The following is a 20894-nucleotide window of genomic DNA, read 5'->3' as shown; positions in this document are numbered from 1 at the left end:
CTTTAGCCGTCCGCCATGCTCGCTGCGCGATATTGATCGGCCAGCCGGCGGCGGATCGCAGTGGGCGAAAAGCCGAACCGCTGGTGAAACCGCGCGGCGAAATGCGACGGTGTCTTGTAGCCGACGTCGCAAGCGATCTGCGTGACGCTATGCTGCGTCGACTGCAGTAAATTCAGTGCGAACGACATGCGCGTGTCCGACACGATTTCGGTGAGTGTCGCGTTTTCGTCCGCGAGCTTGCGACGCATCGTCGATTCGCTCATGGCGAGTGCCGCGGCCACGCTCGGGGCGCTCCATTCGTTCGCGAGGTCGGTCATGATCAGCCGTCTGACCTTGGCGGTCAGCATGTCGGCAGCGGCCGATCCGAAACGCCCTCCGTTCAGACCCATCCAGAGCAGTGTCTCCGCCACGCGATGTTGGGCGATCGCGATGGGCACGCTGGCGTCGTCGATGGCGTGGATCGCGCGATGAAACGCCGCGCCGAATTCGGCGCACGGTTCGACGATGGCGAGCGCGTGACGGATCGTCGGTTGCTCCGGATGTTGGGCGGCGTGGGCCGCGATCAGGTGCTCGTCGCAGGCGAGCCAGCGCGCGCGGTAGCTGCCGCGCTCCGGCGGGCGGTTGACGACGTCGAGCGCCTGCCCGCCCGCGATGGCCACCGCCTCGCCCGCGCGGATCAGGTATTCGCCGCCGGCCCAGCGCACGATTTTCGCGCCGCGCTCGACCATCACGAGCAGCGGCCTGTCGATGAACAGCCGCTTGAACTCGAGCGCTTGCTGCTGTTCGACGATCGCGCCGATTCCGACGCCCGTGCGTTGTGCGATGTGCGGTTCCATCTTCGGCTAGGCCTGTAGGATCAGCGGCTACCCAAGACGGTTGTCGTGGCTTTGCCGATGCTGTTGAAATGAGTCAGATAGCCTACCAGCGCCGGTGTCGCGCCGTTCGGCAGGTCGAGCTTGTCGACCTTCAGCGCGTTCACGGTGATGACATAGCGGTGCGTTTCGCCGGGAGGCGGGCAGATGCCCATGTACTCGGCTTGGCCGGCATCGTTGGCGATGGTTTTGGCGCCGATGGGTAAAGTGCCGTTGGCGCTGCCGGCGCCGGCGGGCAGTTCTGTTACGTTCGCGGGGATATCGGCCACGACCCAGTGCCACCAGCCGGATCCCGTGGGCGCGTCGCGGTCGAAGATCGTGATGACGAAGCTCTTCGTGCCCGCGGGAGCGTTTTGCCAAACAACGTGCGGCGACAGGTTACCCCCGTGGCAGCCGAAACTCGTACTGACTTGGGCCTGACCGAAGCGGCCGTTGGCTTGGCTATTCGTCGTGACGGTAAAGTCGGCCGCATACGCGGGCGAGAGCGAGGCGGCGAGGCAGGTCAACAGACCGAGCATGCAGGCGGCAGTTTTCATGGGGCCTTTTGTCGAGTGACGTGTGAAGTAGGTCCATGGATTATGCGAAGCGCTTGGGCTAAGCGCCGTTGCATTCCGGCCATGAATTGTCGTCATTCGCTCAATCTGCTTCTTTTTCGACTAAGCCTCATCTCGCTGAAAATCCGCCGCTACGTTCGGTGCTGAACGTTCAGCGCTCAGCGCCCGTGCGTCTCCAAACAGGCGCTGTTTTGCAACCGGGCCGCCCGGCGCTCGGCATTGCGCTGCGCGTAGCCCGCCATCGCCCAGACGGCGAGACCGGCGAGCGCCAGCAATGCGCCGACCCATCCCGGCGAGGTCCAGCCGAACCCGCCGGCAATCGCGAGGCCGCCGAGGAACGGCCCGAGTGCGTTGGCCGTGTTGAAGGCGGAATGATTGAGCGCCGCCGCGAGACTTTGCGCGTCTTCGGCGACATCCATCAAGCGCGTCTGCAAGACGGTGCCGAGCGCGCCGCCGAAGCCGATGAGAAAGACGTCCACCGCGATCGCCCAGACGTTCGAAGCCGCCAACGGGAAAGCCAGCAACGTCAGCGCGCTCCAGACGAGCAAGAGTCCCGCCGTGCGCATCACCGCGCGATCGGCGAACATCGGCACGACGAGGTTGCCGATCGTCATCCCTACGCCGAACACGCTCAGCACGAGCGATGCGGTGCCGAGCGATGCATGCGTGACGGAGGCGAGGACATTGGCCAAATACGTGTAGACCGCGAACAAGCCGCCGAAACCGATGGCGCCGATGCCGAGTGTGTACCAAACCTGCGCGCGCTTGAGCGCATTGAGTTCGCGCAAGGGACTGGCGCCGGCCGATGCCGGGGTGGCGGGGGCCAACAGCCGCACGCAAGTCATCGTGAGGGCGCCCATCGAAGCGGCGAAGGCGAAGCTCCAGCGCCAGCCGATCGCATGGCCGAGCCAATTCGCGAACGGTACGCCGACGATCGTGGCGACCGTGAGCCCAAGGAACATTCGGCCGACGGCGACGGTACGGCGGTTTTCTGGGACGAGCGAGGTCGCGACGAGTGCCGCGACGCCGAAGTAGGCGCCATGCGGCAAGCCGCTGATGAAGCGGAACACGAGCATCCAGTGGTAGTTCGGTGCGAGCGCGCTCAATCCATTGCCCACCACGAACAGCGCCATCAACGCGATCAGCAAATCGCGGCGATCGAGCCGGGCGCCCAGTACGGCGAGTGCGGGCGCGCCCACCACCACGCCCAATGCGTACGCGCTGATGACATGACCCGCGACCGGCGCCGTGATGCCGAGCCCTCGCGCGAATAGGGGCAGGACGCTCATCGTCGCGAATTCGGTCGTGCCGATCGCGAAACCGCCGACGGCCAAGGCCAGGAGGACCCAGGCCGTCTTCGTATTTTTTGCTGCTTCAAACTGGTGCATTGCCGATCGCCGCGATCAAGAGGGTGTTTACCCGAAAAGGAGCCATTCTAGTGGCGTGGCGAAAAGTTCGCTTGCCGGGGGTAGGGACCTCCAGCGGAGAAAGAAGGCGAAAGAGAAAGCGAAAGAAAAGGTAAAAGTCAAAAGACAAAAGACAAGGCGACGGATCGTCGACGACCGCAATCGCACGCGAGGCCGGTAAGTTTCGAGTAAGCGCATGTTGCTATCAATGTTGGCGGCGGCGCGCAACGCACGTCTTGCACGGTCGATGCCCGCATCGAACGCAACCTTTCGAACTGCAAGGCGGCATGCTTTATCGAAAGGCAGCCGGGACAGACGATGCATGCGCACCGCGATCCCACAATCAAGGAGACAACAGTGAGTCAGATAAGCGAAGCGCGGAAATACCCCAACCCAGCCCCGCTCGGGCTTGCCGGATTTGCCCTCACGACTTGGCTGCTCAGCATGGTCAACGCGGGGTGGTACCCCGGCGGTGCCGTGAACCTCGTGCTGGCCTGCGCGCTCGCGTTCGGGGGCACCGCGCAAATGATCGCGGGCGTGATGGAGTTGCCGCGCGGCAATACGTTCGGTGCGACGGCGTTTATCAGCTACGGTGCGTTCTGGTGGTCGTTCGCGCTCTTCGTCTTGTTCCTGCACGATAACGTGCCCGCCGGCTTCGTCGGCTGGTATCTGTGCCTGTGGGGCGTGTTCACGTTCTACATGTGGCTCGGCACGTTTCGCTCGCCGAAGGCGCTGCAAGCCATTTTTTTGGCGTTGTGGATCACCTTCTTCCTGCTCGCCGCGGGCGAATGGACGGGCTCTGCCGCGCTGCATACCGCCGGCGGATACATGGGCCTGCTGACTGCCGTATTGGCGTTCTACCTGTCGGCCGCGGAGATCATGATCGAAGCATACGGGCACGCCGTCCTGCCGATCGGGCAAGCTAGCGCACGGATGGTCCAAGCGCCCGCGCACTGAGCGAGACATCCCCTCGCTATTTCGTATCGTTGTAGACGGTCGCGCGTGAAACACCGAGGTGGTGCGCGATCGTTTCCATCGATCGCCTCAATTCCAAATATCCCTCTTCCTTCAGCGCTTGCATGAGCGCTCTGCGCTGGTCGGTGCGCAGCGCTTGCGGCGTCGTTGCCAAGCCGACGGCAAAGCGGTCGATTCGCTCGCGCAGCGAGTGAGCATTGGACGGATCGAGCGATTCCCCGACGCCTTCCGCATTCGGAATCGAAAACTGATCGAGCAATGTCGCGATGCTGCGAAACAGCGTCACGTCGACGTTCAAACACAGCGCGGCGAAGTAGTGCCCCTGCGAATCCTTGATGCCGATCGACGTGCTCTTCGCCTGCCGTCCGTCGCTGAACCGATTCGCGTAGTTCGCCAACACTTGCGGGTAATCGTCGTCGGCGATGCGCGCCAGGCCGAGTTCCGTGGCCGGATCGCCCACGCGGCGCCCGGAAAGATTGTTGTGGATCGCCAAAATGGCGTGCTTCGGCGAACGCAGATCGTGAACGACCACTTCCGTAAAGGGGGCCAACGTCTGGCCGAGCCCCGCCGCAATGTGCTTCACCTGCTCGAGTATCGTCTGCTGTTCGGCGGTCAGTTTTGTCTTAGCCATCTTGGACTCTTCATCTACATTTGACCATAGTGTATAGGGTCGGCCGCGATCGATCGAGGTGCTAGAGGATCGACGGGGTGGCCTCGCCGCATCGCGACATCTTGACTATGTGTCTAATACTAGACATACTGTACAAACATCGATGCCTATCGATGCCGGACAATCCGCCGATCGCCCCTATGCCCACAGACGCTCAACTCCTCTTGCTCGACGGCCATATCGTCGGGTCCATCCTCGAACCCGAGCAAGTCACGGCGGCCGTTCGCGAAGCCTTCGTCTTGCATAGCCGGCGCGCGGGTCGCGTGTTTCCCGTCGTTCGCGAACGGCTGCACACGGGCGGCGTATTCGGCATCAAATCCGGCGACGTCGCGAGCCAGGACCTCCTAGGATTCAAAGCGGCCGGGTTCTGGCCCGGCAACCGCGCGCTCGGCGGCGAACCTCATCAGGCAACCGTTGCGCTATTCGATCCGAGCACGGGGCGTCCGCTTTGCATCATGGACGGCAACGCCATTACCACCGCTCGCACGGGCGCGGCCGGCGGTCTCGGCTTGCGGTTGCTTGCGCGCCCGGAAAGCAGCAGAATCTGCGTTTTCGGCACGGGTGTGCAGGCACGCGTCCAGCTCGAGTATGCTTTGACGCTGCTGCCGCGGCGTTGCACGGTGCAGTACGTGACGCCCGGCGGTACGCCGGCGCCCGCGTTCGAATCGGCCTTCCGGCAACGATGCGACATCGACATCGCAAGAGACCATAACGATGCGGTAGCGAGCAGCGACATCGTCATCACCGCGACACCGGGTGCGGGGCCATTGTTCGATGCCGATGCGGTTCAGCCTGGCACGCATTTGACTTGCGTCGGTGCAGATACAGCCGGCAAGCGCGAACTGCCGGAGGGCGTATTGTCGCGCGCCCGGATTTTCGTCGACGATCGGGATCAGGCGCGCGGCATTGGAGAATGCCAATGGGCCCCGCATCTGCCTTGCACGGAAATCGGCGACCTGCTGGCGAGCAACAGGGCGGCCGAGCGCGCCGAACGCGACATTACCGTGTTCGACATGACCGGTCTTGCGCTTCAGGACCTCACGGTCGCGCGCTTGCTTTACGAGCGAGCGATGGAACAAGGGCTCGGCACTTCGGTGGCATGGCCCTGGTAATAGAAGACATTTGACTGGCGAATCCCACATGACTACGTACCCCCTTCCTACCTATGCCGACGTCGAGGCCGCTGCCGCGCGCATCGATGGCTTCGCCCATCGCACTCCGGTTCACACGTCGCGGACGCTAAACGAGCTGGTCGGCGGCGAGGTATTCGTCAAGTGCGAGAACTTTCAACGGATGGGCGCGTTCAAGTTTCGCGGCGCGTTCAATGCACTCTCGAAGTTCTCGCCGGAGCAGCGCACGGCAGGGGTAGTGGCGTTTTCGTCGGGCAATCACGCCCAGGGCATCGCGCTGTCCGCGAAGATTCTGGGCATGCCGGCAACGATCGTCATGCCGCACGATGCGCCGGCGGCGAAGGTCGCGGCGACGAAAGGATACGGCGCGAATGTCGTCGTCTACGATCGCTATTGCGAAGATCGCGAGGCGATCGGCAAGCGGCTTGCCGACGAGCAGGGCCTCACGCTGATCCCGCCTTACGACCACCCCGACGTATTGGCGGGGCAAGGCACGGCCGCGAAGGAATTGTTCGAGGAAGTGGGCGCGCTCGATCACTTATTCGTCCCGTTGGGCGGCGGCGGGCTTTTGTCGGGCACGGCGTTGTCCACACGCGCGCTCGCGCCGCAATGCGTGTTGTACGGCGTCGAACCCGAAGCCGGCAACGACGGCCAGCAGTCGCTGCGCAGCGGCGCCATCGTTCACATCGACACGCCGAAAACGATCGCCGACGGGGCGCAGACGCAACACCTCGGGCATTACACGTTCGGCATCATCAAACGCGATGTCGACGATGTCCTCACTGCATCGGATGCCGAGTTGGTGAATGCGATGAAGTTCTTCGCGGCTCGCATGAAGATGATCGTCGAACCGACCGGGTGCCTCGGGTTGGCGGCCGTGCTGGGCGCGAAGGGTTCGCTCCAAGGCAAGCGGGTTGGCGTGATCGTGAGCGGCGGCAACATCGACCTCGACCGGTTCTGCGCGTTGGTGGCGCAAGATGGCGCGGCACTACGCGTTTCTGGGTAACGCCTTTCGCCAAACCTTGCTAAGCTGGCCATCGCCAGCGCCGGATGGGCCGATCGAGCAACGAACGCCCGCGCGGGGCGGCGTTAACCGAGAAGCCGAGGCCCACCCATGAATAGCCCAGCGATCGTTTCTCCTGCCGGCGCACCGGGGCAGGACGAGGAAGTGCCGTTTTCCTCGCTCGAACACCGCCAGCATCAATTGTTTCCGAAGCTATCGCCAGCCGAAATCGCGAGCTTGCGCCGCTTTGCGACGCCCATGTCTTTCAAGCAGGGCGATTGCCTCTTCCAAGCCGGCCACGTTTCCTTAGGCCTGTACCTTCTGCTGAATGGGCGAGTGCGCGTGTGTTCGCGCGACCGGGCCGGCAATTGGAGGCGGGTGGCGGAGCACGAGGCCGGCAGCTTCATGGCGGAAGTGGCGCAGCTATCCGGCAAACCCGCGCTCGTCGATGGGATCGCCGAAACCGACTGCGACACGCTTGTCGTTTCGCCGGACAAGCTCCGTGCATTGATCGTCGCCGATGCGCAATTGGGCGAACGCATCATGCGCGCGCTGATCCTGCGGCGAATCGGGCTCATTCAGATGGGGCTGGGGCCGATTATCGTGGGCGACGGTCTCGACCCGCGCGTGATCGCGCTTCAAGGCTTCTTGCGGCGAAACGGCCATCCGTCCACGGTGTTCGATGCGCATGAAGATAAGGAAGCCGTCGCGCTGCTGGCCGACATCACATTCGGCCCCGACGATTTTCCGCTCGTTTTCTGTCCCGACGGCACGGTGTTGCGCGCCCCCGACGAAGTCCGGCTCGCCACCTGCCTGGGGCTCGTGCCCTCGTTCGAATCGGCGTGCGTCTACGATGTGGCGATCGTCGGCGCGGGACCGGCGGGGCTCGCCGCCGCCGTGTATGCCGCCACCGAAGGCTTGTCGGTGGCGGTGTTCGACGAACGTGCGCCGGGTGGCCAAGCGGGCGCCAGCGCCCGGATCGAAAACTATCTCGGCTTTCCGACCGGCATCTCCGGACAAGCATTGGCCGGACGCGCCTATCAGCAGGCCATAAAATTCGGCGCGCATTTGGCGATTCCGAGCAAGATTGCCGCCGTGGCGCGCGAAGACGACCATTTCCGCCTGACCTTGGCCGACAGCCAGACCGTCTGCGCACGCGCCGTCGTGATCGCGAGCGGCGCGGCGTATCGCAAGCCGGCCGTACAAAACGTCGACCGCTTCGAAGGACGGGGGATCTACTACTGGGCGTCGCCGATCGAAGCGAAACTGGTCAAGGGCCAGGACGTCGTCCTGATCGGCGGCGGTAACTCGGCGGGGCAGGCGATTGTCTTTCTGGCGAATTTCGCCCGTAGTATTCGTGTGTTGATTCGCGGCCGCTCGCTCGAGGCGAGCATGTCGAAATACCTGATCGACCGCATCGGCGCGTTGCCCAACGTCTCGCTCTGTACCGGATGCGCACTCGATGCGCTGGAGGGCGACGAAGCCGGGCTGGCGCATGTCGCGATCCGGCGCGGCAAGGAGCGGGAGGTCGTGCCGTCGCGCCATCTGTTCTTGTTCATCGGCGCGGACCCGAAAACCGATTGGCTCGCGTCGAGCGGCGTCGAATTGGATCGCAACGGCTTCGTCTCTACCGGCACGGCCGCCGCGCATGCAGCCCGGCATCCGAACGAACATACCTCGTTCCCCTTGGAGACGAACATTCCCGGGCTGTTTGCGATCGGCGACGTGCGCGCGGAATCGACGAAGCGCGTGGCGTCCGCCGTCGGCGACGGTGCGGCGGTCGTGAGCCAGATTCACGCCTACCTGCAATCGCTGTCCGAAGCGGGGCGGCCGGGTTGAACGCGTCGCCCGGCCCGCCACGCGCACGCCGTTCGCGCGGGCTCGGCGCCCCGGCGCTCGCGCGCGTATCCGTCCGCCCTTGGCCGGATGCAGGCCGCCAAATCCGGCGGTGCCCCGCGCACCGGCTACAATAGCGTTTTTGCGCGTCGCTTAGCGCCCGGCTCGGGCGGGGATGCGGCGCGCGGGCTCCAGACGGCCGGTTAGCGCGATTTACCCTCCATCCTCGATTGAACGGTTTCCTTCATGAGTACTATTCTTGAAAGCCTCCCGACTGGCCAGAAGGTCGGTATCGCCTTTTCCGGCGGCCTCGACACGAGCGCCGCGCTGCATTGGATGAAGCTCAAGGGCGCCGTCCCGTATGCCTACACGGCCAATCTCGGCCAGCCCGACGAGGACGATTACGATGCGATCCCGCGCCGTGCGCTCGAATACGGCGCGGCCGGTGCACGCCTGATCGACTGCCGCGCGCAACTCGTGGCCGAGGGCATCGCGGCACTGCAATGCGGCGCGTTCCACGTCTCGACGGCCGGCGTCACCTACTTCAACACGACGCCGATCGGCCGTGCGGTCACGGGCACGATGCTGGTTGCGGCGATGAAGGAAGACGGCGTCAACATCTGGGGCGATGGCAGTACCTACAAGGGCAACGACATCGAGCGCTTTTACCGCTACGGTCTGCTCGTGAACCCGGGCCTGAAGATCTACAAGCCGTGGCTCGATCAGCAGTTCATCGACGAACTGGGCGGCCGCGCCGAAATGTCGGAATTCATGCGCCAATCGGGCTTCGAATACAAGATGTCCGCCGAAAAGGCTTACTCGACCGATTCGAATTTGCTCGGCGCCACGCACGAAGCGAAGGATCTCGAAAGCCTCGAATCGGGCATCAAGATCGTCAACCCGATCATGGGCGTGGCCTTCTGGCGCGACGACGTGCAAATCGCCAAGGAAGAAGTGACGATTCGCTTCGAAGAAGGTCGTCCCACGGCGCTGAACGGCGTCGAATATACCGATGCCGTCGAGCTGCTGCTCGAAGCCAATCGCATCGGCGGCCGTCATGGCCTCGGCATGAGCGATCAGATCGAAAACCGCATCATCGAGGCGAAGAGCCGCGGCATCTACGAAGCCCCGGGGCTCGCGCTGCTGTTCATCGCCTACGAACGCCTCGTCACCGGCATCCATAACGAAGACACGATCGAGCAATACCGCGACAACGGTCGCCGCCTCGGCCGCCTGCTTTACCAAGGCCGCTGGTTCGATCCGCAAGCCATCATGCTGCGCGAAACGGCGCAGCGTTGGGTCGCGCGTGCGGTCACGGGGGAAGTGACGATCGAGCTGCGTCGCGGTAACGACTATTCGATCCTCAGCACGAAATCGCCGAACCTGACCTATCAGCCCGAGCGGCTTTCGATGGAGAAGGTTCAATCGACGTTCTCGCCGCGCGATCGGATCGGCCAGCTGACGATGCGCAATCTGGATATCACCGATACGCGCGAGAAGCTGCGGATCTACTCGCAAGTCGGCTTGCTGACGCCGGGCGAAGCGTCGGCATTGCCTCAAATCAAGGGCGACGATAAGTAAGCCGTCCGGCAAGCAATCCGCCAAGCAGTCCGCCCATCGCCGCCCATGGCCGTCCGGCTGCGGGCCCTCTGGCCCCCTCATACCGCATGCGAGCATCGGCCGCATGCGGTATGTCGCATCTGGACGGGGCGGATCGCTTGCGGCCGCCCGCAAGTGCGATAATCGACGCTTCGCACGCGGCCCGGAGCAACGGCTATGAGAAGCATCGATAACCCTTCCCACGATCGAGAAGTCGGCGTTGCCGACGAAACGCAAGATACGACGCGCATCGACGACGTTCGCATTGGCGCCGTCCGTCCGCTGATTTCGCCCGCGCTGTTGCAGGACGAATTGCCGGTGCCGCCCTCGGTCCAGACCTTGGTGGAACGTGCCCGCGTCGAGATCGGCGACATCTTGCACGGCCGCGACGATCGGCTCGTGGCCGTCGTCGGCCCATGCTCCATCCACGATCACGATCAAGCGCTCGAATATGCGCACCGCCTCAAGGCGGCGGCGAACGAGCTGCGCGAGGATTTGCTCGTCGTCATGCGCGTGTACTTCGAAAAGCCGCGTACGACAGTGGGGTGGAAGGGCTATATCAACGATCCTCGGCTCGACGGCAGCTTCCGCATCAACGAAGGTTTGCGTGCGGCCCGGCGCTTGTTGCTCGACGTCAGCAACCTGGGTTTGCCGGCCGCCACCGAATTCTTAGACTTGCTCAGCCCGCAGTACATCGCCGATCTGATCGCCTGGGGGGCAATCGGCGCACGCACGACCGAGAGCCAGAGCCATCGCCAGCTCGCGTCGGGATTGAGCTGTCCCGTCGGCTTCAAGAACGGGACGGACGGCCGTGTGCAAATCGCAGCCGATGCCATCGTGGCCGCGCGGGCGAACCACGCGTTCATGGGCATGACGAAAATGGGCATGGCCGCGATCTTCGAAACGCGCGGCAATCAGGATGCGCACGTGATTCTGCGCGGCGGCAAGGAGGGGCCCAACTACGATGCGAAGAGCGTCGACGAGTGTTGCGCGGTGCTTCGCGCGGCGGGCCTGCGCGAGCAGGTGATGATCGATTGCTCGCACGCCAATTCGGGTAAGGCGCACGACCGGCAGATCGACGTGGCAGGCGATATCGCCGCCCAGCTCGCGGGCGGCGAGAAGCGCATCGTCGGCGTGATGGTGGAAAGCCATCTGGAAGCCGGACGGCAGGATTTGAAGCCCGGCGTGCCGTTGCGCTACGGCGTGTCGATTACCGATGCCTGCTTGAGTTGGGCGCAAACGGAGCCCGTGCTCGAAACGCTGGCGCAGGCGGTCCGGCGCCGGCGGTCGCTCAAATAAACAACCTCGAGATTTTCGTTCCTTCGAGCGTGACGCCGGCCATCAAACCGGCGTTAGTCAGGACGAACGCTTCGACGGGTTTCGTTGCCGTCGCGGTATCGACATTGCCGTTCGCCCCGACGGTCACCACGGCCACCGTGGCATCGACGCCGGCCGCCCAGCCTTGGCTGCTCGTGAACTTATCGAGCGCTTCTTGCGTCATGAACAGCATGACGATCGCCTTCGATTGCGCGCCGATCTGCAAACCGAACGAGGCCGCCGCGACGCTGTAATACCCGCTCGTTTGTCCGCCGATGCGCAGCGCGCCTTGGCCGTACTGGCCGCCGAACCAGAAGCCGGCCGAGATGACCGACGGAAATACCAATACGCCGCGCGCTTTGTCGACGAGTTCGTGCGAGCCTTGCACGTTCGCATAGAGCCGCGTCAGCGTGGCATCGACATCGGCATCGATCGTCGCGCGCCGCTTGGCGCTTGCCTCCGGCGTGTCCGACGAGGACGGGGCGGTGGTGGTGCAGCCGGTTAGCGAAAGCCCGCTCGATGCGAGCACGGCCCCGGTCATGGCGATGAATCGACGGCGTTGCATGAATTCTCCCGAGAAGCGAACGAATCGGTTGCGGTATGCCGCGGTGTAGGTGTCGGTGGCAGTCTTTAGGCACAGACAAGGGCGAGGGCGCCTGAGTTCCTATCGTTCCTTTCCGTTATCCTTTCCGTTCCTTGCCGGTCCGACCGTGCTCATCGTTCCGAGTGTTGCTGTCGTTCCCATGCGCGCGACGTTCGGTCGCTTCCTATCGGATGAGGCAGACGAGGCCAACTCGCTCGCGGGCCGAATGCCGCGAATGCCCGTGAACGTCGCGCGCTTCAGCAGCCCTTCAGGTGTGTCGAGCCATGATCGGCTACTATCGGAATCCGGGCCGCTTCTCTCGCCGACGCCGTCTGCGCATTCATGCGCGGGCGGTCTTGCGCCCCGCTTTTCCGGCGCAACAAGATGATGAACCCTCCCGACGTCGATTTCGCGTGCACCGAGTGCGCCAAGTGTTGCCACGATTTGCGTTTGCCGCTCACGGTTGAAGAAGCGATCGCGTGGCTGTCGCGCGGCGCATCCGTCGAGATTTTGTGCGAGGCCGTGCCCTGGCTGGCCGAGCCGCCGCCGGAGAACGCGTGGGCGGCGCACAAACGCCGCCGATCGTTTGCCGCGACCTGCGGCGAGCTGCCGATTCGCGTGACCGTGATCTTGGCGGCCGCATTCGCGGGGCCGTGCCCGAACCTGCTGCCGAACAAACGATGCGGTATTTATGGCGAGCGGCCGTTGGTGTGCCGGATTTACCCGGCGGAGATCAATCCGTTCATTGCGTTAGATCCGCGGCACAAAGCCTGTCCTCCCGATGCATGGACTCCCGGCTTGCCGGCGCTGGTGCGCGCGGGGCGCTTGGTCGACGCGCGCACGATCGAAGCAATCGAACGCTCTCGCCGGGCCGATGCGGACGAACTGCCTCTGAAGGCGCGACTGTGTCGAGCGCTCGGTATCGATCGCGCCGCGATTGCTAACGAGGGATTCGTCGTTCATTCGCCGGCCCGCGGTGTTTTGCTCGACGCTTTGTCGGCCGTGCGAGCCGAGACGTCGGCCGGCAGCGCTTCAATCGAGGCGGACGCTGCCGGCAGCGAATGGACATTGCTCTCGGATCGAAAAGCGAGCGTCGATGCCCTTGCCGCGGTCGGGGCCCATGGCGAATTCGCCCATGGCCGCCCGAGCGCGGCGTTTTCCTACTTATCGCTCGCCGGTCCCGCTGGTTAAAGCCGATACAGCCGATACGTAGACAATCGGCCTAGTGCGGAACGTTCACGACTCCCGCGCTGACCTCGATCGCATTGCTGCTCGGATTGGGCGCGATCGCGGGCAAGTTCGCTGCCGTGAGCGGCGGCGCGGCGCCCGGCATGCCCCCGCGCGGCACCGTGCGAACCACCTGCGATGGCGGCAGCGGCGCCCCATCCTTCAAGTGATGCCACATGAGATTAAGCGCTTGTAGATAGTAGTAGTGGACGGGAATAAACCGCGTGTCGAAGCCGGGGAACGGTAAGAACGCATCGAAGTGCTGGCCGTTCGCGATCTCGTAGAGCGAGACTTGGCTCCTTGCCCCTTCTCTCGCGCTATTCGCGGCCAGGTAGGCACGCGAAGCGTGGTTGATCGGCACCAATGCATCGCTGCGGCCTTGCACGAGAATCGCGGGTTTGCCATGCAAATTCGCGTCGACCCGAATCGCGTGCACGCTGGCCATCATGCGCGGATCGTGCTGCGTCCATAAGCGGCGCATACATACCGCGCCGGCGAAGCTCGCATCGGGTGTCGCGAACCGATGATCGGCGGCACCCCCGGGCCCTTCGTTGTAGACGAGATTGATGCCGTTCGTCGGAGGAATGCCGTTGCCGAGGCCGAATACGGTCGGCATCGGCGCGATCGCCGGCGGCACGCCTGCCGCACCCGTCGCCGCATTCGTCGTACCGAAGCTGAATCCGCACAGATTGTCGAGCACGCTCGAGCGCGTGTAGGCGTTGGCATACGTCACGGCAACGGCCGGGACCGCTTGCGAATCCCACATCGGCGCTTGCAGTAGATCGGAATCGGCTTCGTAACCGGCCGCGTGCAATTGCGCGAGCGCATCGCCCGCCTGAGCTTGCCAGTCGCCGCCCGTCACGTATCCGGCTGCCGCGAGCGATGCGCACCGCGCTTGCCGGATCGCCATCGTCTTGGCGACTGGGAGCGCCGTCAGGTACGGCGCGCCCGCCGCTGCCGGTGCCAGCGCGGCGCACGGCTGCAGCAGATTCGCGAGCGTGACGTAATCGGCGAGGGGCTTGCCCGCTTCCGCGATCGGCTGTCCGCCTTCTAGCACATGGGCTCGGTGCGGCATGCGGACATTAACCTGCGGTTCGCCGACGACAACGGCGGTAATCCACCCGCGTTCGTCTTGCTCCGCCGCTTCGAGCGAGGCACCGCCGCCATTGCTGACGGAAGCCGCGATCGTCGTGATGCTGCCCGGCGCGTAGCGAACGCGACGATGCGAATGGCCCAGCGCCGGACCGAACTGCTGGTTAAGCACCCAATACGCGAACTTGATCGCATCGAGCGTGTCCTTGCCCCAATCCTGTTCGGGGTTTTGCTGCGAATGGGCGTGCTTGAACGCGTATCGATAGGGGAAGGCGGCGTTATAGCGCGCGATCTCGCCCTGGCTCGCATCGACGGTGAATAGACTGTCGTGTCCGGCGCTCACCGCATTGGCCAGACGCCCGTCCATAAGGGTCACGTCGCCCGTCTCCAATTCTTCGGCGCCGTTGCCGGTGCCTTTGTCGTTGTACTCGACGGCGCATCCGCGCTTCAGCCCCCATTCGCCGGCCGCCGAAACCGCGCCGTAGACGCCGCGCGAACCCGACGACGTTGCTGTGACGATGCAGGGGTTGCTCGGGTCGAAGTGCGCGGGAACTTGCACCATCAGCGTGACGTTCTGCCGGCCGCTTCCGTTGTCGGCGTAGGCGAGATATTCGGTGCCGGGAATCTTGCCTTCGCCGAGCGTGTCGTTTCCGTCGAGATCGACATTGGGCCCCCAAAAGCGGCCGTAGCCGCCGTTCGGCGACATATCGACGAGTGCGCGGTAGTTCGACCAAATCGCCAGGCGGCGAAGTTCGGCGGAGGTCGGGCTGGTCGGGTTCGCGATGGCGGGCGCGGGGCCCTCGAGCCCGGTCTTGCCGAGCCCAGCCGTCAACAGATCGTCGGTGACGCCGTCGTAGGTTGCGGTGCGCAGGCTGCCTGGGACGACGAACGACGGCAAGCGATTTTGGCCTGGCGGCGCGTCGCGGCTATCGTCGGCATTGGCGGTGGAATAAAGGCATGCGCCGGCGATCGCCGCGCAGGTCAGTAAGGCCGAACTTCGGGCTACACGTGCAATGGCTTTCATCGGTGTCTCCTAGCTTGGCGTGGCGCGTTGCGCCGTTTAGATGCGAAGACCCTGCTTGACACTGCCATGACATCGACGGATAGGAGGAGCGCATGTACTGCGAGCGCGTCGCCGCCGGTCGACGACGCGATTGTGCGGAAACTTCGAGCGGCTATCAAGCGGCGATTTCGGGACCGAAAAAGTGCTCGATGGAGGGCCGAGAAGGGCTAAAGTTCCCATCGTTACCCATCGTGCTCCCAACGATTTCTCCTGCCGATATCCGATGACTCCTTCCGCTTCGCTCCCGCTCGACGGCATTCGCGTCGTCGAATTCACGCACATGGTCATGGGGCCGACGTGCGGCATGATCCTCGCCGATCTCGGCGCTGAAGTCATCAAGGTCGAGCCGCCTGGCGGCGACAAGACGCGTCGGCTCCCGGGGCTCGGTATCGGCTTCTTTCGTACGTTCAATCGCAATAAGAAGAGCGTGGTCATCGATATCGCAACGCCGGCCGGACAGGCCGAGGCCGTCGATTTGATCGGCGAGTGCGATGTCCTGATCGAAAATTTTCGGCCCGGTCTCATGCGCGAGTTCGGGCTCGACTACGATGCGTTGAGTGCGCGCTATCCGAGGCTCGTCTATGCCTCGCATAAAGGTTTTTTGCCGGGGCCTTACGATAAGCGGCTCGCCCTCGACGAAGTGGTGCAGATGATGGGCGGCTTGGCCTATATGACGGGGCCGCCCGGTCGTCCGCTGCGTGCCGGCGCGTCGGTGAACGACATCATGGGCGGCATGTTCGGCGTGATCGGCATTCTGGCCGCGCTGCGCGAACGCGACCGCACGGGGCGAGGGCAAGAGGTGCAGAGCGCGCTATTCGAAAATTGCGTGTTCTTGTGTTCGCAGCATATGCAGCAATATGCGATGACCCATCAGCCATTGCCGCCGATGCCGGCGCGCGTGTCGGCGTGGAGCGTCTATGACGTGTTCGCGCTGGCGAAGGGCGAACAACTGTTCATTGGTGCCGTTAGCGATAAGCAATTCTTTGCGCTTTGCGCGCTACTCGAACGCGACGATCTTGCGACGGATCCCCGCTTTGCCACGAACGCACAGCGCGTGGCGGCGCGTACCGAACTGATTCCTCGACTTGCGGCGAGTTTGGCGTCGCGTCGCGTCGACGAACTCATGCCTCAGTTGGAGGCGGCCGGCATTCCGTACGCGCCCATCGTCCGCCCCGAGCAATTGCTCGACGATCCTCATCTCAAGGCGAGCGGCAGCCTGGTGCCGATGACGACCGACGACGGCGGGACGACCGATGTCGTATTGCTGCCGCTCGCGATGGGCGGAAGGCGACTAGGCGTGCGGCAAGCGCTGGCCAAGATCGGCGAGCATACGCAGGAGATTTTGGGGAGGTTCAAGAGCAGGGCGAGCGATCGGCATTGAACGAGGCGCGGGCCCACCATCGCCGGAGCGCGAGGTGCGATACCTCGGAGGTGCCCGCTTTCAGTAATTTTTAAAAAATTACTGAAAGCGGGCAGCGACATCCGACCTCGAGCGTTGCCGCGCCGAGAGCGGCAAGCCGCTCCCGTCCGCACACGCTTTAAGCCTTCCCGATCACCTCGATACGCAGCGTCTGCCCGCTCGATACTACCTCGAACAACCGATCGACATTCGGATGCGCACCTGGACGGTTGCGCGCATCGGCCGTGTGTTCGGCGAATATCGCGAGGCCGTGCTCCGCCGCTTGACCGTCGAGTTGACCAAATGCTTGACGCAAGTAGTGATAAACGGCGAGCGACCCCTGCTTACCGGGTTGATTCTCGATGGTGGCCACCACCGTGCCCTTGTCGTCGACGAGATCGATGCGTTGCACGGCATCGATCGAAGGTAGCTGTGCGAGGTTGTCTTTGAATACTTGGGTCGGTTGGATCACTGAAAAGCTCCGCTTATCGGGTTGGAATAGCGGGCTGTATTGTAGTCCGTTCCCGACCGTCGATTACCGCCCGTCGCTCTCGATATCGACCGGGACATTGGCTTCGATTTTCGGCGTGAGATGGCGCGGCAGCAAGCCGATCTGACTTTTCGGCAGCGGCTTGCTGTAAAGGAATCCCTGCGCCACCTCGCATCCGTACCCATGGAGAAAGGCCGCTTGCTCCATCGTCTCGACGCCTTCCGCGATCACCCGATGGCCCAGGCAGTGCGAGATCGACAAAATCGCCTTGACGAGTTCGGCATGCCGACGATCGATCGTTACCTTTTGCACGAACGTCCGATCGATTTTCAGCGTATCGATGGGGAAGCGCGTCAGATAGCTGAGCGCGGAGTAACCCGTACCGAAATCGTCGATCGCGATCGCGAGTCCCATCTGCTTGAACGCCGACAGCGCATAGGCCACCGTATCGTCCTCGTCCAAGAGCAAGCTTTCCGTGATTTCGAGTTCCAGCCACTCGGGCCGGCAACCCGTGTCGACGAGGATTTTCTCGACCATCGGCACTAAACCGCGCGACTGAAACTGCCGGGCCGACAGGTTGATCGCGACCGTGTGCAAGCGCCGGCCGTCGCCATTCCACTGCGCGGCGGCACGGCAGGCTTCGCGTAACACCCAACGGCCGATATCGACGATGAGGCCTGTTTCTTCCGCAAGCGGGATGAACTGATCCGGCGCGATGTAACCCGATCCCGGACGATTCCATCTGAGCAACGCCTCCGAGCCGAGTACTTCGGCATCGCGAAACGCGACTTGCGGCTGATAATGAATTTCCAGTTCGCCCCGTTCGATCGCGCGGCGCAACTGCGATTCGAGTTGAAGATTCGCCGCCGCCTCGATCGTCAAGTCGTTCGTGTAGAAACGGAAACCGCGACGCCCCGACCGCTTCGCCAGATACATGGCGGAATCGGCGTACTTCAGCAGGTCGTCTACGTCGGAGCTATCGATCGGGTAGAGCGCGATACCGAGACTGCACGAAATGAACACTTCCTTGCCGTTCAACACGAAGCGTTCGCCAAGCCGCTTGATGATCGTGGCCGAAATCTGTTCGACGGTCCTTCGGTTGCGGACATCGGGCAGCAGCACGGCGAACTCGTCGCCGCCGAAGCGCGCCACGGTATCGCCGGGACGCACGCTCGAGAGCAAGCGCGCCGCCGCTTCGCGCAGCAGCTCATCGCCGACAGCATGACCCATCGTATCGTTGACGCTCTTGAAGCGATCCATGTCGATCATCATCACGGCCGTCAGTCGATCCTCGGCATTGGCGCAGGTGAGCCGGCGCAACGTCTCGTTGAACGACGTGCGGTTCGGTAGCCCCGTCAGGGCATCGAAATACGCCATCCGATGAATCTTGTCGCGCGATGCATGCAGCTCGGTGATATCGCGTCCGATCGCGAGCACCGTTTCCACGGTGCCGTCGGGGCCGAGTTCCGGCGTCAACCGAATGAGTTGACATAGCTGGCCGCCCTCGGCGGGTTGCCATCGCAATTCGAACTGCCGATCGGCCGCACTGACGAACACTTGCGCCAGTTCGCGCTCGTAAAGGATCGTGTTCGGTCCGCCCGGATACTCCGAAGGCGTCTTGCCGATCAAGGCCTGGATGCCACCCGCGGCGAGCCCCACGAACGTGGGATTGACGTAAAGCCGGCGCAGGTTCCGATCGTACCGGGCCACCGTGTCGGGGGAATGCTCGACCAACGTGCGGAACTCGCGCTCGCGTCGTGCCAATGTCTCGTCGAAGCGGCGGCGTTCCGTGATGTCGCGCGCCACCACTAACACGGCGGTAACCACGCCTCTCGCATCGAGTACCGGTAGCCGGCGCGTTTCCAGCAAGATTCGCTCGCCGGTCGAGGGGCTGACCACCCATTCGTCGTTGACGCAAATACGCATGGCGTCGATGGCCGCCATTTCCCGCTCGCGGAAAAAATCGGCTAATTCCTTGTCGAAGAAATCGTAATCGGTTCTTCCCAGAATTTCAGCCTTCGATTTGCCGACGAATCGTTCCAGACCATGGTTGCAGATCGTAAATTCGCCGCTCGTGCTCTTTAACCAGACCATGTCGGGAATGGTGTGCAGCACGTTCATCAAATGCGCGCGGGCCTCGGACAGCTCGCTCGCCTTGTCTTCGAGATTCTTGTTGAGTTGCAGGATTTTTTCGTACTGCGCGCGCAACTCGGTTTCCGCTCGCTTGCGTTCGGTAACGTCCAAGATGGCGCCGATCAGCCCGGCCTGGCGACCTTCGGCATCGTGAAACACCGCTTTCGTGTATTCCACGTCGCGGTCTTCTTTCCGCGCGTTGCGGGCCTTGAAGTCGTATCGCTGGATGCCGCCGTTCGCGAACAACTCCTCGTCTTTCGCGAAGTAGACCTTCGCCAGCTCGTAAGGGTTTACCTCGAAGACGGTTTTCCCGACGAACTGCTCCTTGGAAATTCCCAGGAAGTCCTGAAAAGCTTTGTTCAGCTGAAGATACCGGCCCTGCCGATCCTTCCAAAAAACGGGGATGGGGATGGTATCGAGCAGCGATTCGAGAAACGATTCGCGGTCGCGCAACTGCGTTTCGGCGAGCTTGCGACGGCTGATGTCGAAGCAAAGCGCGAGCACGCCGCGTTCTTGGTCCCGAACCGGATCGGGCATGAGCTGCACCAGGTAATGCTCGCGCTGCCATTCGGGCCGAGCATCGAACGGCAACTCGATCTCGCGTGTGATGCCGGTGGCGGCAACCTCGCGAATGGCCTCGCGATAGCGCTCGAGCGTAGCGGGCGCGAGCAGTTCCGATTCGGCGTGCGCGCGCATGATGGCCGTGGCGGCACGGTTCATGTAGCGCCGCCGCCCGAGTGCGTCGTACCGGATCACGGCGACATGCAAGTCGCCGACGGGCACGCGGTATTCGTCTTCGTTGTCGATCCCAGGGGTATTCATGCCGTCGAAAAGGCTGTTTTTGTCCACGCATGGCCGCCCAGGCACGTATCCTGGCAGCGGTCATGTCGTTTGCGCGCGGGCGCGTGCCAACAGCATGGATAACGGCTGAAAACGGCAATTCTGAAGCGCGGGTATGCCCTCGGCGTGCCCGGCGCCGTCAGTCGTCGAACGTGCCCCGGTATTTCTGCGCAGCGTCCGAACGCGTATTGATTTCGAACATCACGCCGCCCGGCTCGCGACAAAAGAATCGCGAGCCGCGGCCGTTATTGAAAATGCCCGTTTCCATCCTGATTCCTTCTGTCACGAAACGGTCATATAACTCGCGAACCGCTAAAAGGTTCGGCAATTCGAAACCGACATGAAAGTTTTTCGGCCAATTGAGCGTTTCGTCGTCGACATGGTCGATAACAACGTCGAAACCAGGGCGCTTGAGAATACAAGATTTATCCCATGTGCCGGCTATGGTGAAACCTAATTGCCGTTCGAAGAATTGGGCGGTAACGGCCACGTTGGCCGAAGGGAAGCTCAAATGATTGAGCTTCATCGTTTTCGTATCAAGTGTCATCGATCGGTCTCTCAATAGATGAAGCGCGGATGAAGCGGCCTGATTGCCGCGTATCGCTAGTCACGAGAGACATCAGAATATAAGTAAAAGCTCGCATTCAACAACTCGCATCCGAGCCACGTGCCGGTGGGGCGCGAAGGCCCCATGCGGCAACGGCT

Annotated in this window: 17 protein-coding genes; 8 read left to right on the top strand and 9 right to left on the bottom strand. The window is 63.1% G+C overall.

Annotated features, from left to right (window positions below; genetic code table 11):
* Window positions 1–2: 2 nt before the first annotated feature.
* The 3 genes from ACTHN9_RS14960 to ACTHN9_RS14950 all read right to left on the bottom strand — a co-directional run bounded on the left by ACTHN9_RS14960 (window position 3) and on the right by ACTHN9_RS14950 (window position 2814).
* The gene (locus tag ACTHN9_RS14960) at window positions 3–836 is read right to left on the bottom strand and encodes a helix-turn-helix transcriptional regulator (RefSeq protein ID WP_440537552.1); all 834 of its coding nucleotides are present in this window, start codon (window positions 834–836) and stop codon (window positions 3–5) included.
* A 20-nt stretch (window positions 837–856) separates the two neighbouring features.
* Window positions 857–1408, bottom strand: a complete 552-nt coding sequence (locus tag ACTHN9_RS14955) for a YbhB/YbcL family Raf kinase inhibitor-like protein (protein ID WP_440537551.1) — start codon at window positions 1406–1408, stop codon at window positions 857–859.
* 176 nt (window positions 1409–1584) lie between these two features.
* Window positions 1585–2814 carry an MFS transporter gene (locus ACTHN9_RS14950; protein ID WP_440537550.1) on the bottom strand — a complete coding sequence of 410 codons (1230 nt, stop codon included), beginning with the start codon at window positions 2812–2814 and terminating at the stop codon, window positions 1585–1587.
* A gap of 375 nt (window positions 2815–3189) precedes the next feature.
* Here ACTHN9_RS14950 and ACTHN9_RS14945 point away from each other — a divergent pair, with 375 nt between their 5' ends.
* On the top strand, window positions 3190–3789 hold the full coding sequence (locus tag ACTHN9_RS14945; RefSeq protein WP_440537549.1) for an acetate uptake transporter: 600 nt from the start codon (window positions 3190–3192) through the stop codon (window positions 3787–3789).
* A gap of 16 nt (window positions 3790–3805) precedes the next feature.
* On the opposite strand, the gene ACTHN9_RS14940 is transcribed toward ACTHN9_RS14945, so the two are convergent.
* On the bottom strand, window positions 3806–4438 hold the full coding sequence (locus tag ACTHN9_RS14940; RefSeq protein ID WP_440537548.1) for a helix-turn-helix transcriptional regulator: 633 nt from the start codon (window positions 4436–4438) through the stop codon (window positions 3806–3808).
* A 179-nt stretch (window positions 4439–4617) separates the two neighbouring features.
* Here ACTHN9_RS14940 and ACTHN9_RS14935 point away from each other — a divergent pair, with 179 nt between their 5' ends.
* The 5 genes from ACTHN9_RS14935 (at window position 4618) to ACTHN9_RS14915 (ending at window position 11344) form a co-directional block, all read left to right on the top strand.
* A complete protein-coding gene (locus ACTHN9_RS14935; protein WP_440537547.1) occupies window positions 4618–5589 on the top strand; it encodes an ornithine cyclodeaminase family protein in 972 nt (323 codons plus the stop codon).
* A gap of 28 nt (window positions 5590–5617) precedes the next feature.
* Window positions 5618–6613 carry a threo-3-hydroxy-L-aspartate ammonia-lyase gene (locus ACTHN9_RS14930; protein WP_440537546.1) on the top strand — a complete coding sequence of 332 codons (996 nt, stop codon included), beginning with the start codon at window positions 5618–5620 and terminating at the stop codon, window positions 6611–6613.
* A gap of 108 nt (window positions 6614–6721) precedes the next feature.
* Window positions 6722–8449: an FAD-dependent oxidoreductase gene (locus ACTHN9_RS14925; protein WP_440537545.1), complete on the top strand. Its 1728-nt coding sequence runs from the start codon at window positions 6722–6724 to the stop codon at window positions 8447–8449.
* 243 nt (window positions 8450–8692) lie between these two features.
* Window positions 8693–10027 carry an argininosuccinate synthase gene (argG, locus tag ACTHN9_RS14920; protein WP_440537544.1) on the top strand — a complete coding sequence of 445 codons (1335 nt, stop codon included), beginning with the start codon at window positions 8693–8695 and terminating at the stop codon, window positions 10025–10027.
* A 195-nt stretch (window positions 10028–10222) separates the two neighbouring features.
* Entirely contained in the window at window positions 10223–11344 is a 1122-nt protein-coding gene (locus ACTHN9_RS14915; RefSeq protein ID WP_440537543.1) for a 3-deoxy-7-phosphoheptulonate synthase, read from the top strand.
* Here ACTHN9_RS14915 and ACTHN9_RS14910 read toward each other — a convergent pair.
* On the bottom strand, window positions 11337–11927 hold the full coding sequence (locus tag ACTHN9_RS14910; protein WP_440537542.1) for a BPSL1445 family SYLF domain-containing lipoprotein: 591 nt from the start codon (window positions 11925–11927) through the stop codon (window positions 11337–11339). The genes ACTHN9_RS14915 and ACTHN9_RS14910 overlap by 8 nt on opposite strands.
* A 402-nt stretch (window positions 11928–12329) precedes the next feature.
* Between ACTHN9_RS14910 and ACTHN9_RS14905 the strand changes: the two genes are divergently transcribed.
* Window positions 12330–13136 (top strand): YkgJ family cysteine cluster protein, encoded by an 807-nt coding sequence (locus ACTHN9_RS14905; RefSeq protein ID WP_440537541.1) that lies wholly within the window; start codon window positions 12330–12332, stop codon window positions 13134–13136.
* A gap of 31 nt (window positions 13137–13167) precedes the next feature.
* On the opposite strand, the gene ACTHN9_RS14900 is transcribed toward ACTHN9_RS14905, so the two are convergent.
* Window positions 13168–15288 (bottom strand): D-(-)-3-hydroxybutyrate oligomer hydrolase, encoded by a 2121-nt coding sequence (locus ACTHN9_RS14900; protein WP_440537540.1) that lies wholly within the window; start codon window positions 15286–15288, stop codon window positions 13168–13170.
* A 262-nt stretch (window positions 15289–15550) separates the two neighbouring features.
* On the opposite strand from ACTHN9_RS14900, the gene ACTHN9_RS14895 reads away from it, so the two are divergent.
* A complete protein-coding gene (locus ACTHN9_RS14895; RefSeq protein ID WP_440537539.1) occupies window positions 15551–16708 on the top strand; it encodes a CaiB/BaiF CoA transferase family protein in 1158 nt (385 codons plus the stop codon).
* 157 nt (window positions 16709–16865) lie between these two features.
* Here the strand turns inward: ACTHN9_RS14895 and ACTHN9_RS14890 are convergent, their stop codons facing one another.
* The 3 genes from ACTHN9_RS14890 to ACTHN9_RS14880 all read right to left on the bottom strand — a co-directional run bounded on the left by ACTHN9_RS14890 (window position 16866) and on the right by ACTHN9_RS14880 (window position 20715).
* On the bottom strand, window positions 16866–17198 hold the full coding sequence (locus tag ACTHN9_RS14890; protein ID WP_440537538.1) for a DUF2322 family protein: 333 nt from the start codon (window positions 17196–17198) through the stop codon (window positions 16866–16868).
* A gap of 63 nt (window positions 17199–17261) precedes the next feature.
* Window positions 17262–20198, bottom strand: a complete 2937-nt coding sequence (locus ACTHN9_RS14885) for an EAL domain-containing protein (RefSeq protein WP_440537537.1) — start codon at window positions 20196–20198, stop codon at window positions 17262–17264.
* A 130-nt stretch (window positions 20199–20328) separates the two neighbouring features.
* The gene (locus ACTHN9_RS14880; RefSeq protein ID WP_440537536.1) at window positions 20329–20715 is read right to left on the bottom strand and encodes a VOC family protein; all 387 of its coding nucleotides are present in this window, start codon (window positions 20713–20715) and stop codon (window positions 20329–20331) included.
* Window positions 20716–20894 lie beyond the last annotated feature (179 nt).

This window comes from Trinickia sp., assembly GCF_051953405.1.
Classification (GTDB): Bacteria; Pseudomonadota; Gammaproteobacteria; order Burkholderiales; family Burkholderiaceae; genus Trinickia.
The sequence above is the reverse complement of the archived record's forward strand: the minus strand, read 5'-3'. Positions and strand labels throughout refer to the sequence as shown.